The following is a 12,920-nucleotide window of genomic DNA, read 5'->3' on the forward strand; positions in this document are numbered from 1 at the left end:
GCTCCGCGGAAGGAACGCTCCTTCCGCAGCTCCACGCCCCTGAATCAGCCCAGGTCGGCCAGTGCGCCGCGCACCGCGTCCAGGTTCGCGGGCAGCTCCACCGGAGGATTCGCGTAGCGGCTCGTCACGTCCGCGAGCGCGCTCCGGTGGTAGCCCACCTTGAAGTCCGCGAACTTCAACCCGTGCGCGGTGGCCACCACCGCCACGCGCGAGCCCCTGGCGATGACGCCCTGGGCCACCAGCTTCTCCACCGCCGCCAGCGCCACGCCCGTCTGCGGGCAGGTGAAGGTGCCCTCGCGGTCCGCACGCGCCGCGGCGTTGGACAGCTCGGACTCGGTGGCTTCCTCCACCACGCCGTCGAAGGCCTTGAGGATGCGCACCGCGCGCTTGAAGGACACCGGGTTGCCAATCTGGATGGCGGACGCCAGCGTCTTCTCCGCCTGCATCGGCACCAGCTCGCTGAAGCCGCCACGGAAGGAGCGCACCAGCGGATTCGCACGCTGCGCCTGCGCCACGGCGATGCGCGGCCGCCGGGTGATGAGCCCCAGCTCCAGCATCATCTCGAAGCCCTTGCCCAGCGCGCTGGCATTGCCCAGGTTGCCGCCGGGAATCACCACCCAGTCGGGCGGCTCCCAGCCCAGGTCCTGGCACAGCTCCACGGCGACCATCTTCTGGCCCTCGATGCGCAGCGAGTTCATCGAGTTCGCCAGGTACAGCCCCGTGTCCGCCGTCACCGCCTGCACCAGCTTCATGCAGCCGTCGAAGTCCGTGTCCAGCGACAGCACCCGCGCCCCATTGGCAATGGGCTGCACGAGCTGCGCGAGCGAGACCTTGTCGCGCGGCAGGAACACCACCGCGGGAATCCCGGCCGCCGCGCAGTAGGCGGACAGCGCCGCGGACGTGTCCCCCGTGGACGCGCACGCCACCGCACGCAACGGCACTCCCTTGGCGCGCATGTGCTTCACGGCGGACACGAGGACGGTCATCCCCCAGTCCTTGAAGCTCCCGGTTGGCGAGACGCCGCACTCCTTCAATTCCAGCGCCGCCAGCCCCAGCTCCGAGGCCATGCGCGGCAGCGGCTTGAGCGGCACGCGCCCCTCGCCCAGGGACACGATGTCCTCGTCGGGAAGCCCCGGAATGGCCCACTCGCGCTTGCCCCACACGCCCGACGCCTCCGGCAGCCGCGCGGAGCCGAAGCGCGACTCGAAGCGCCGCTTCCACATCACCCCGGGCACGGCGCGCAGGGCCGCCAGGTCGTGCGACACCTCCAGCAGGCCACCGCAGCGCGGGCACCGGTACACCACGTCCAGCAGCGAGGCGCGGAAGTCACAGCCCTCACTGCACGCGTACTCGGCCCGGAACTTCGGATCAGGGACGATCATGCTTCCACTCTAGATCGCGTCCCACACTCCGAGCAGATCTTCCCGTGACGCACCGGGGTGTGGCACGTCGAGCAGGCGGACCAGCCGTCCTCATCCACGCCCGAGCCCTTCGCGCCCGCCACGGCGGTGGCCGCCAGGCGCGCCCGGGGCAGCCGCATGCCGCAGTGGTCGCAGAGCAGGCCCTGCGCCTGCACGTTGCGGCAGTAGCGGCACACCACGGCGCCCGTGGGCGCGGCGGTGCGCACGCCGTCGTCCTCGGCGCGGCCGGTGTCCAGGTCCTCGATCGGCAACACCGGGACGGCGCCGGTGGCTCCCGCGCGCGTCAGCTCCAGGTCCGGCACCGACTGGGCCGGCAGGTCGGGGCCAGCCCTCAGGCGCGTCGCATCCAGCTCAGGCAGCACGGCGACTTCCACCGGTACACGGCCGCCCGTGTGCGGGGTCAGCTCCAGCTCCGCCAGGGGGGCCACGGGCGCCGCTTCGACAACGGGCGCCGGGAAGACCCGGCCACAGACGTCGCACTCGGTCCCCTCGGGTTGAACGTGGTCGCACACCGGACAGATGATCATGATGCGCGAACGTTAGCGGGCCGCCGCTCTCGGGAGCAACGCGACTTCCAGACGATGACGGGCGTGCAGGCAGGCAGGCGGCGGGTCCACCCCCACCCAAGCCGTATTCTCAAGCCCGGGGAAAGGCCTCCCCCGTCATGGGGACGAAGCGCACCGGGAGCAGCCGCTCGACGAGGGGAAGGTCGCCCTCGCGCCTGGCGCGCTGGATGCGCAGCAACTCCTGCGAGCCGCCCAGCGGACCCACGGGGATGACCATCCGCCCGCCGCGCTGGAGCTGCGCCACCAGGGGCGTGGGAACCTCGCTGGGCGCGGCGGCGGCGAGGATGGCGTCGAAGGGTGCCGCCTCGGGCCAGCCCAGTGAGCCGTCTCCCCGGCGGAAGTACACGTTCTCGAACCCCAGCCGCCGCAGCAGCCGCCGCGACGAGCGTGCGAGCTCCGGGACGATTTCCACCGTGTACACCTCGCGGCACAGCAGGGCGAGCACCGCCGTCTGGTAGCCGGAGCCGGTGCCAATCTCCAGCACGCGCTCATGCCCCTTGAGCTGGAGGGCCTCCGTCATCAGCGCCACGACGTAGGGCTGGCTGATGGTCTGCCCATAGCCGATGGGCAGCGGCGCATCCGCACCGGCCTCGGCACGCGCGTCTTCCGGAACGAAGTCGGCGCGCTCCAGCCGGGCAATCGCCTCCAGCACGCGCCGGTCTCGGATGCCCTGGTCCTTCAGGTACTCGGCCCGTGCCCAATCGCCCATGTCATGACGATAGTCACCAGAGGGCAGGCAGGCATGCCCCCACGCCCCCCGTGCGGCCCTCTACCCCACCCGCGCCAGCGCGAGGCGGCCTTCCCACCGCTCCTCGAGCGCCTTCACGAGACCCTGGTTCTCCCGGGCCTTCAGGTCCGGGTCCTTCTCCATGATGCGCCGGGCCTCGGCCTGGGCCATGGACAGCAGGTCGCCGTCCCTGGCCAGGTTGGCCACCGCCAGCTCGGGCAGGCCGCTCTGGCGCGTGCCCAGGAACTCGCCGGGCCCGCGAATCTCCAGGTCCTTCTCCGCGATGACGAAGCCGTCGCTGCTGCGCTCCATCACCCCGAGCCGCTCGGTGGATTCCCACGAGCGCGCGGCGCCGGCAATCAGGTAGCAGTAGCTCGCCGCCGCGCCACGGCCCACGCGCCCCCGGAGCTGGTGGAGCTGCGACAGGCCGAAACGCTCGGCGTGCTCCACCACCATCACCGACGCGTTGGGCACGTCCACGCCCACCTCCACCACGGTGGTGCAGACGAGGAGGTCCAGCTCCTTGCCGCGGAACGCCTCCATGACGGCGTCCTTCTCCTCGCCCTTCATCCGCCCGTGCAGCAGGCCGACCTTGGCCTGGGGGAACACCTGCGCCAGCTTCTCCACCCCCTGCGTGGCGTCCTCCAGGTCGAGCTTCTCCGACTCCTCCACCAGCGGATAGACGACGTAGGCCTGATGGCCCTTCGCCAGCTCCGAGGCCACCGCCTCATACACGCGGGTGCGCTGCTTCTCGTTGAAGACGCGGGTGCTGATGGGGGTGCGCCCCGGCGGGAGCTGGTCGATGACGGACAGGTCCAGGTCCCCGTACAGCGTCATGGCCAGCGTGCGCGGAATGGGCGTGGCCGTCATCACCAGCACGTCCGGCTTCGGGCCCTTGCTCATCAGCGTGTGGCGCTGGAGCACGCCGAAGCGGTGCTGCTCGTCGATGACCGCGAGCCCCAGCCGCTGGAAGGTGACGTCCTGCTGGATGAGCGCGTGCGTGCCCACCGCGAGGTGGATGTCCCCGCGCGCCACGGCGTCGCGCCGCTCGCGCTTGGACTTCGCAGTGCCCGCCGCGCTCAAGAGCCCCACCTTGTAGCCCAGCGGCTCCAGCACCTTGCGGAAGGTGCGCTCGTGCTGCTCGGCCAGGATTTCCGTGGGCGCCATGACGGCCACCTGGTAGCCGTCCTGCAGCGCGACCATGGCGGCAATCATCGCCACCGCCGTCTTGCCGCTGCCCACGTCGCCCTGCACCAGCCGGTTCATCGGCTCCGGGCGCGCCATGTCGCGGGCAAGCTCCTGCACCACCTTCGCCTGGGCGCCGGTGAGCTGGAACGGGAGCGCGGCGCGGGCCGTGTCCAGCCGCGTCGGAGACACGTCGAAGGAGATGCCCTCCTCCGCCTTGATGCCCTGCCGCTTGAGCGCCATGCCGAGCTGGAGGAAGAACAACTCGTCGAACGCGAGGCGCCGGTGCGCGTCACTCTGGTGCGTGTCGAGCGCCTCCAGGTCCGCGTCGCCGGGCGGGAAGTGGATGAAGCGCAGCGCGTCCGGCAGGCCCATCAGCTCCAGGCGGCTGCGCAGGTCCGCGGGCAGCGGGTCCTCCAGCGCCTGCGCGTACTTGTCCCCGACGCTGGCGGCCAGGTCCCGGAAGGAGCGCTGCTCGGCGCGCTCGAAGCCCGGGTAGATGGGGACGATGCGGTTGAAGTGGACGGAGGAGGACTCGATGTCCTCGGCGGGCTCGATTTCCGGGTGCGCCATCTCCCGGCCGCTCATGGTGGCGCGCACCTCGCCGGAGAGGACGATGCGCTTGCCCACCGTGAAGCGGCTCTTCAGCCACGGCCCCGCGTTGAAGTACGTGGCGGCGATGCTGCCCGAGGAGTCCCCCACGACGGCGCGGAACATGCGCTTGCCACCGCGGCCGGGCACGAAGTCCGCGAGCCTCACGACGCCCACGGTGACGCCGCGCTGGCCGGGCTCCAGCTCGGCGATGGTGCTCAGCTTCCTGCGGTCCTCGTAGCAGCGCGGCAGCAGGAAGAGGATGTCGCCCAGCCGGCGCAGGCCCTTCTTGTTGAGGGTCGACACCAGCCGCGGGCCCAGCCGCTTGTCCAACGTCTTCAGCGGCATGGACAACGGCCCCGTGCGAGGGGCGATGGACAGGAGCTTTGCCTCGGCGCGCGAGGCCTCGGCCGCCACGGCGCGCTTCTTCTTGCGCTCCACCTTCTCCTTGCGCGTCTTCGCGCCGGGCACGGCTTCCAGCCCCGTGTCGAGCGTGGCCTGACGTGGGGTCTTGCCGGTGGGAGCGGCAGCCGGGGCCGCGCTCCGGGCGGCGGGCAGGGCTGAGGGGCGTGCGCCCGGGACGGCCGGTGTGGCTCCAGCACGCGGGGCCGAGGAGGCCGGTGTGGCTCCGGCACGCGGTCCCGGGGCCAGCGCGTCCTTCGCTCGGGGAGGCGCGGCCACGGGCTCGACGGACTTCCACGGCGGGACATAGCCCGGAGGCGTTGCTCCGGCGGACCCGTCCTCCACCACCGGCAGGCCCTGGCGTGACGGCGCGCGCGTGCGGGGCTTCTCCACGGGAGCCAGCACACTCTCCCGCACGAGCGTCCGTGGAGCAGACACGGCTCCCTCCGGAGTCCGGGCCACCGCGCCCACGCCCTCCAGCTCCGCCGGAAGCTCCACACCGCTGAGCTTCAGTCCGGCCACCACGCGGCGCAGCGCGGCCTTGCGTCGCTCGGGCGCGGGGTCGTCCACGTAGGGCAGTGCCGCGCGCAGGTGGTCCAGGGCCTGGGCATCCACGCCGTTGGCCCCCGCGAGCGCGTGCTCGAGCACCGCACGCAGCCCCTTCACGGTGGCGAGCATCGCGAAGTCGCGCTGGCACGCATACCGGAGGGGACTGACGAGACTGGCGAGCGGATGGTTCACGCGCGGGTTCCGTCGCTCATCCTACGGAAGAGGACTGACGTCTCCCAGGAAACGAGACCGGGGGAGCGAGCCCGTGCCCGCTCCCCCGGCAGCTCCCCGAAGGGAAACGGAATCAGCTCTCGCCGGACGTCGCACCCTCGTCCGGGTCCTCGAAGCGCACCTTGGTGATCTCCAGCTCCTTCGTGCCGCCGGGGCTCTGCACCGTGGCGATGTCGCCCACCTTCTTGCCGATGAGCGCGCGCGCCACCGGCGAGGTGACGGCAATCCACCGCTTCTTCAGGTCGGCCTCCAGCTCGCCGACGAGCCGGTACGTCACCGGCTTCTCGGTCTCCGTGTCCAACAGGTCCACCGTCGCACCGAAGACGACCTTTTCACCGCCCAGCTTGCTCGTGTCGATGACTTCCGCTCGGGCAATCCAGTCGTTGAGGTCCAGGATGCGGCCCTCGATGTGCGACTGCTTCTCCTTGGCGGCGTGGTACTCGGCGTTCTCGCGCAGGTCCCCATGGGCACGGGCGACCTCGATCTCCCGCGAGATCTTCCCCCGCTCGACGGACTGGAGGTGCTTCAGCTCATCCTTCAGCTTGCGCAGTCCGGAGGGGGTCATCGGGATGTTGTCGCTCCCGCTGCTCATCGAAACGGCTCCTTCCACCACTCCCTGGTTCAATACACAGAGGGCCGGTGCTCCTTCCGGAGCCCGGCCCCCACGAAACGCCCAATGTAGGGAACCCCTCCCGGCCTGGTCAACGAAACCCTTTCAGGGAATCGCGCTGGTGCTGTCCGTACGACGGGCGACCCGGTAGTCTGCCCGCGTGCTGTCCGTCCAGGAACTGCGCGCGCTCGCCGCCGCGCTGACCACCCCCGCCTTCCAGCGTCAGCTCGGCCCCTTCGCGCTCATCCAGCGCCCGCCCTCCGACGCGTCCGCCGCCGTCCTCGCCCCCACCCGCATGGCCGCGCCCGAGGACATCCAGCAGGGAATGCTCGCCCTCCTGTTCGAATTCGAACACCTGCGCGTGGCCACGCTGCCGCCGCTGCAGTCCACGGACCGGCTGCGCATCGGCCGCCGCATGGACTGCGACCTCATCATCGACGACGCGTCCGTCTCCAAGATGCACGCGGAGCTGCGCTGGAACGAGGCCGAGCAGCGCTGCACGGTGCAGGACCTGGGCTCCACCAACGGCACCTTCCTCAACGCGCAGACGCTGGGAAAGCGCGAGGCGGTGCTGCGCGACGGGGACATCCTGAGCTTCGGCAACGTGCAGTTCTGGTACCTGCTGACGGGCACGCTGCACGAGCGGCTCCGCTCGGGCGACGCCACCGGGCTGGGCTCCCGCAGCGGGTGAGCCGCGAGGGGCGCGCGCATGGCGGGTGAGACGAACCTGGACGCGCTGCTGAGTCGCATGCGGCCGGTACTCAAGGACGGGGAGTATGTCTTCTGCACCCTGCCCCACCCGGCCACACCGGACCTGGGCACGCTGGCGCCGGTGGGGCTCTTCCACGAGGACGAGGGCCTGACGCTCATCCTCCGCCGCGAGCGCGCCGACGCGGCGGGCCTCACCTACGCGGGGACGTTCCGCCAGGTGACGCTGTCGGTGCACTCCAGCCTGGACGCGGTGGGCTTCATCGCCGCCGTCGCCACGCGCCTGGCCGCGCACGGCATCGGGGTGAACCCGGTGGCCGCGTACTACCACGACCACCTGTTCATCCCCTCCGCGCGGGCCACGGACGTCATGGCCCTGCTGGAGTCCTTCGCGCGATGAAGCGTCAGCGCTTGTGAAGAATCGCCGAGTCCCCCGTCAGCCACAGCTCCGAGGCGGAGGCCGCCCAGAGCCCGGAGTAGTCATGGCGGGTGCCGGTGCGCTCGGTCACCCACTTCGTGCCCTTCAGGCGCAGCAGCGTGCCCGCGTCTCCCGCCGCCCACACCTCGGTCGCGGAGGTGCCCCACACCGCCTCCAGGTTGGCGGTGGTGCCGGTGCACGCCGTGCTCCAGGCGGTGCCGTCGTAGTGCAGCAGCGTGCCTGCGTCTCCCGCCGCCCAGAGGTCCGCCGGCCCCGAGCCCCAGACACTCCGCAGGTTCTTGAGCGTGCCCGAGGACATCACACTCCACGCACTGCCATTCCACTGGAGGATGGTGCCCTCGGCCCCCACCGCCACCGCCAGTGACGCGCTGCCCGTCCAGACGTCATACAGCGGCTTCGTGTTGCCCGTGGGTACCAGCGTCCAGCCCGTGCCATCGCGGTGCAGCGCCTCGCCGTGCGCGCCCACCGCCCAGACGTCCGACGCGGAGGCGCCGTGAATCGCCGTCAGGTCCGTGTTGCTCTGCTGGTGCTCCTGGCTCCATGCCGTTCCACTCCAGCGGAGGATGTACCCGCTGTTGGTCACCACCCAGACGGCCGACGGCGACGCCGCGAAGACGCCCGTGTAGTCATTCGCGGCGCCCAGCCCGTCCTTGCTGGCGGGGGCCCAGGCACCGGCGCTCCACCGCAAGATCTGGCGCTCGCTGTCCACGGCCCACACGTCCTGCGGCCCGCTGCCATGCACATCCAGGACGCTGCCCAGGGTGATGGGGTTCTGCGCCGCCCAGGTGGTGCCCGTCCACCGCGCCATGCGATTGCCCGAGCCGAAGAGCCACACGTCGTCCGCGCCACTCCCGGCCATGAGGCCGCTGGTGCCGTTGCTCAGCTTCTCCCACGTCGCCGCGTTCCAGCGGTAGCGCGTCTCCCCCGTGACAAGCACCGTCGACGGCGCCGCGGCGAACACGTGGAAGAACTGGTCCGAGGTGCGCAGGCGCTCCTCCAGTCCAGCCATGGAGACGCGGTAGACGATGCCGTAGTCGTCGCAGAAGAGGCACGGGTCGTCGGACGTCACGGCCCACACGTCGCTCGGACCGGTGCCCGTCACCTCGTACAGCGGCAGGTCCGTGCCCGCGTCGACGACGGAGAACGCGGCGCCGTCATGGTGGCGCAGCGTGCCCTTCTGGCCCACCACCCAGAGGTCATTCGCACTGCTGCCCCAGATGCCATTGAGGTCCTGCGTCGTGCCCGCGCTCACGGTGTTGAAGCCGGAACCCTCGCCGTGCACCACGGTGCCGCTGGCTCCCACGGCCCAGACGTTGCCCGGCCCGGAGGCCCAGACGGAGGACAGGCTGCGCGTCGTGCCCGCGTCCACCGCCGTGAAGGCGCCGCCCGACGAGCGCATCACTGTGCCCTTCTCACCCACGGCCCATACCTCCGTGGCGGAGACCGCGTGGATGTCGTGCAGGTCCGCGGCCGTTCCACCCGGGACGCGCGTCCACCGCGTGCCATCCCAGTGCTGGATGTGTCCCAGCTCGCCCACGGCCCAGCCGTCATCCGGGGCACGGAAGTGCGCGCCGTTCAGCGTGTAGCCATGCGGCAGCGGGTACTCCCAGCACCAGCAGTCCGCGCTGCACAGGCGCCCTCCATTCGCCAGCGTACAGGCTCCGGACGGCGGGGGGTCGCCACACACTTCCGGGTCCGTGCACGCCGGGCACGTGACGCCGCCGTCCGACGAAGTGCCAGCATCCGCGGTCGTGCCCGCGTCGTCCGGAGAAGGCTCCTCCTCCTCGTCGGAGTCACAGCCCGCGAAGCCGAGGGCCGCCACGAGCAGGAACGCAAGGGGGAGCGCCAGCGCGCGGGCGGGCTCCGGTGCGCGGCGCGAAGCGGTGACCGCGGTTGGTGCGAGGTCGATTTCGCGGGACATGGCGTTCCTTGGCGACTGCGAGGGCAGACCCGTGGCGCAGGGCGCGCCGGGGCCCGGGTTCGGAGATGTATTGGAAGCAACGGTCCCCGCTGGATCCACGGGCCGCGACTTCCGCGTCCCATGCTCGCGGGCCGTGCTCCGGCAAGGCGTGTGCCGTGGTCAACACCTCGTCCCACGTCCAGCGTTGCGCTCGAAGCCGGCAGCACGTATCCGCCATCCGGAGAGCTGCTGCGCCCCCATCCCACCGCAGGCGACGATTGGCTCCGGTCGACTCCATGAGTGACACCCGTCAGTGATTCCCGCTTCAGCTTCCGCGCGCCGGTGGATGCGTCCCATGTCGTGGCCCGCGCAGGGCCTCAGCGTCGCGCTGCTGCTGTGTGGGTGCGTGGCGGTTTCTCGCGGCCTCGACGCGTTCAGCCATAGCGCGCCCTTCCCCATCTTCCTCGCGGGCATCCTCGCCGCGGCGTGGATTGGCGGGCGGTGGCTCGCGCTCTGCTTCACGGGGCTGTCGACCTTCATGCTCGGGCTCCTGTTCATCCGGCCGCACGGACAGCTCTTCGTCGCCGAGCCGGGCGAGGCGGTGCTGCTGGGCACGTTCAGCCTCGTGGGCGGGTTCATCAGCGTGGCCATCGGCTCGCTGCGCGAGGGCCGCGGTCGCGCGGAGCAGCTGCGGCAGCTGTCCGATGCGCTCGCGCGCGCGACCACCGCCATGGAGCTCGCCGCGGTCGCCCGTGAGCAGGCCCGGGTGCTGCTCGGGGCGCAGCGCTCCGAGCTCTGGGCGGTTCACGGTGAGCACGGCCCCGAGCGCGCGCGCCATGTCCCGGCCAGTCCCACCGAGCCGGCTCCCGAGGATACCCTCACCTCGCTGGCCCGGACCGCCCTCCGCGCGGGAGCGTCGGTGGAGCCCCGGCGCGCGGGCCCCGGCATGCCCTGGGAGGTCGCCCTGGTGCTGCGTGGGACGCTCCAGGTGCTGGGGGCGCTCGTGCTGCACCTGCCGGGTCGCTCACGTCCGAGCGCCCAGCAGCGACACCTCGCGCTGGCGCTGGGGGACGCGTGCGCCATCGCTCTCGAGCGGGCCCTGCTCCAGGAGCGGCTGCTGGGAGAGCGACAGTTGCTCAACGCGGTGCTCGCGCAGGCGCCGGTGGGCGTCATCGTGGCCGAGGCGCCCAGCAGCCGCATCCTCCTCTACAACGACGCCGCCGAGCGCATCCTCGGGCATCCCGCCATCCCCTCCTCGGACGTAGCAGACTACGCGTCCTATGGCGGCTACCACGCGGATGGCTCGCGCGTGGCCGCCGAGGAGTACCCCACCGCGCGCGCCCTCCTGCGGGGCGAGCACGTGCAGAACGAGCTGATGCGCTACCGGCGCGGCGACGGCCAGGAGACGCTGCTCGAGATCAGTGCCGTCCCGCTGCGCTCGCCGGAGGGAATCATCACCGCGGCCGTGTGCGTGTTCGCGGACGTGGCCGTGCGGCAGCGCGCCGAGCAGGCAGTGCGCGCCAGTGAGGAGCGCTACCGGCAGATGTTCGAGGCGGCGCCCCAGGTCATCTGGACCAACGCCCCGGACGGCAGCAACACCCAGTTCAACTCGCGCTGGTACGAGCTGACCGGGCAGACGCCCCAGGAGGCCGCGACCTATGGGTGGCTGAAGGCCATCCACCCGGAGGACCTGCCCCGGTTGCGAGCCCGGCGCGACGAGGGCATCCGCGAGGGCCTGGCCTACTCCGTCGAGTTCCGCGTCACGTCGGTGCGCGGCGGCTACCGGTGGCTGCTGGGCCGGGTCGTTCCGCTGCGCAGCGCGTCCGGGGTGATGGAGGGCTGGCTGGGCGCGGCCATCGACATCCATGAGCACAAGCGGGCGCAGGTCGTGCAGCAGTTCCTCGCGGAGGCGAGCGCGGTGCTGGCCCGTTCGCTCGATGAAAGGGAGACCCTGGAGCAGGCCACGCGGCTGCTGGTGCCCAGGCTGGCCGACTGGTGCGTGGTGGACCTCAACACGCCGGGCGGGCTGGAGCGCGTAGCGGTCTACCACCCGGACCCGGCGGTCACCGAGCACGTCGAGGCCATCCGACGCCACCGCCCCCGCGCGGGCTCCGCCAGTCCCGTGCTCGAGGTCTTCCGCACCGGCGAGGCGCGGCTCATCGAGCACTACCGGGACGAGGGCCAGGCGGCCATGGTGTCGTCCGCGGAGCACCTCGCCGCGTTGCGCGCGCTGGCTCCCCAGAGCCTCATGGTGGTGCCACTCGTGGCCCGCGAGCAGGTGCTCGGCACGCTCTCGCTCCTGGTCGGCGCGGGGCGCGACCCCTATACCCGGGAGGACCTGAGGCTGGCGCAGGACCTCGCCGGTCGCTGCGGGCTGGCGCTGGAGAACGCCCGGCTCCTCACCCGGCTGCAGCGCGCCCTGCGCACCCGGGACGACTTCCTGTCCTCGGTGGCCCACGACCTGCGCAATCCGCTGACGGTCATCAAGATGCGCGCGGCGCTGCTCGCCGCCGAGGTGACGAAGCGGAAGGAGCTCGTGCCCGAGCGCCTCACGTCCGCGACGACGCGCATCCTGACGGCCGCCGACGAGATGGGCTCGATGATCGAGAGCATCGTCGACCTGATGCGCGGCGAGACGGGCCAGCGTCCCCACCTGCGGCGCACCGAGGTGGACATGGCCGCGCTCGCGCGGGACGTCGTCGCGGACCAGCAGCAGGGCTCGCGGCGCCACGAGCTGCGGGTCCACACGCCCGAGGCCCCCGTCGTCGCGCCGGTGGACGCAGTGCGCGTGCGGCGCATCGTCCGCAACCTGCTGACCAACGCGGTGAAGTACAGCCCGGAGGGAAGCCCCATCGACGTGAGCGTCGCGCGCCGCGAGGTGGGCGGGGCCGAGTGGGCCCTCGTCGAGGTCCAGGACCGGGGGATGGGCATCCCCGCCAGAGACCTGCCCCACCTCTTCGAGCGCTTCTTCCGCGGGGAGAACGTCGTCGGGCGCATCCCGGGAACGGGGCTGGGGCTGTTCGGCTCGCGCGAGCTCGCGGAGCAACACGGCGGCCGCATCGAGGTGACGAGCGTGGAGGGCCAGGGCAGCACCTTCTCGCTCTGGCTGCCCCGGACACCGCCCGCTCCCGAGGGCGAGAGCTCCGGGAAGGAGCAGCCCCCATGAACCTTCCGAACGAAGCCGGCGAGCCCACGTGGGTGCTGGCCGTGGACCATGACCCCCGGGTGCTCGAGGCCATCCAGTTGGTGCTGGAGACGCTGGGCGGGCTGCGCGTGTTCCTGGCCGCGGACACGGCCTCGCTGTGGGAAGGCCTGTCGCGAGTCCGGCCCGCCGTCGTGGTGCTCGACCTGCGCCTGCCGGGCGTGGACGTGACGGACCAGGTCTCACGGCTGCGTGGGGCACAGGAGCCGCCCACGCCGCTGCTCATCATCTCGGCCGATGAGCGCGGAGCAGCCCGGGCGGCGGAGCTCGGCGCGTATGCCTTCCTCGCCAAGCCCTTCGGTCCGGAGGAGCTCCTCGCCCGCGTGAGGGAGGGGCTGGCCCTCGCTTCCCGACAGGGCGGCACGAGGCCGTAGCCGGCTCACGCTGGC

Annotated in this window: 10 protein-coding genes; 4 read left to right on the top strand and 6 right to left on the bottom strand. The window is 71.8% G+C overall.

Going from position 1 to position 12,920, the window contains the following annotated elements; genetic code table 11:
* Positions 1-44 precede the first annotated feature (44 nt).
* The 5 genes from thrC to greA form a co-directional block, all read right to left on the bottom strand.
* Positions 45-1,382 carry a threonine synthase gene (gene thrC / locus G4D86_RS02880; RefSeq protein WP_163989075.1) on the bottom strand — a complete coding sequence of 446 codons (1,338 nt, stop codon included), beginning with the start codon at positions 1,380-1,382 and terminating at the stop codon, positions 45-47.
* Positions 1,379-1,948 (bottom strand): hypothetical protein, encoded by a 570-nt coding sequence (locus G4D86_RS02885; protein WP_163989077.1) that lies wholly within the window; start codon positions 1,946-1,948, stop codon positions 1,379-1,381. Before G4D86_RS02885 ends, thrC begins: the two co-directional genes overlap by 4 nt.
* Positions 1,949-2,057: 109 nt before the next feature.
* The gene (locus G4D86_RS02890) at positions 2,058-2,696 is read right to left on the bottom strand and encodes a protein-L-isoaspartate(D-aspartate) O-methyltransferase (protein ID WP_163989079.1); all 639 of its coding nucleotides are present in this window, start codon (positions 2,694-2,696) and stop codon (positions 2,058-2,060) included.
* Positions 2,697-2,756: 60 nt separating this feature from the next.
* Positions 2,757-5,633, bottom strand: a complete 2,877-nt coding sequence (recG, locus tag G4D86_RS02895) for an ATP-dependent DNA helicase RecG (RefSeq protein WP_163989082.1) — start codon at positions 5,631-5,633, stop codon at positions 2,757-2,759.
* Between the two features lie 112 nt (positions 5,634-5,745).
* The gene (greA, locus tag G4D86_RS02900; protein ID WP_163989084.1) at positions 5,746-6,264 is read right to left on the bottom strand and encodes a transcription elongation factor GreA; all 519 of its coding nucleotides are present in this window, start codon (positions 6,262-6,264) and stop codon (positions 5,746-5,748) included.
* Positions 6,265-6,442: 178 nt separating this feature from the next.
* Here greA and G4D86_RS02905 point away from each other — a divergent pair, with 178 nt between their 5' ends.
* Entirely contained in the window at positions 6,443-6,973 is a 531-nt protein-coding gene (locus G4D86_RS02905; RefSeq protein WP_163989086.1) for an FHA domain-containing protein, read from the top strand.
* A gap of 18 nt (positions 6,974-6,991) precedes the next feature.
* A complete protein-coding gene (locus G4D86_RS02910; protein ID WP_163989088.1) occupies positions 6,992-7,390 on the top strand; it encodes an ACT domain-containing protein in 399 nt (132 codons plus the stop codon).
* Positions 7,391-7,394: 4 nt separating this feature from the next.
* Here the strand turns inward: G4D86_RS02910 and G4D86_RS02915 are convergent, their stop codons facing one another.
* Positions 7,395-9,350, bottom strand: a complete 1,956-nt coding sequence (locus tag G4D86_RS02915) for a hypothetical protein (RefSeq protein WP_163989091.1) — start codon at positions 9,348-9,350, stop codon at positions 7,395-7,397.
* A 334-nt stretch (positions 9,351-9,684) separates the two neighbouring features.
* On the opposite strand from G4D86_RS02915, the gene G4D86_RS02920 reads away from it, so the two are divergent.
* Positions 9,685-12,495, top strand: coding sequence for an ATP-binding protein (locus G4D86_RS02920; protein WP_163989093.1), 2,811 nt, complete (start codon positions 9,685-9,687; stop codon positions 12,493-12,495).
* Positions 12,492-12,905 carry a response regulator gene (locus G4D86_RS02925; protein ID WP_163989094.1) on the top strand — a complete coding sequence of 138 codons (414 nt, stop codon included), beginning with the start codon at positions 12,492-12,494 and terminating at the stop codon, positions 12,903-12,905. Before G4D86_RS02920 ends, G4D86_RS02925 begins: the two co-directional genes overlap by 4 nt.
* Positions 12,906-12,920: the final 15 nt, after the last annotated feature.

It is taken from the genome of Pyxidicoccus caerfyrddinensis, assembly GCF_010894405.1.
In the GTDB taxonomy this organism is placed as follows: Bacteria; Myxococcota; Myxococcia; order Myxococcales; family Myxococcaceae; genus Myxococcus; species Myxococcus caerfyrddinensis.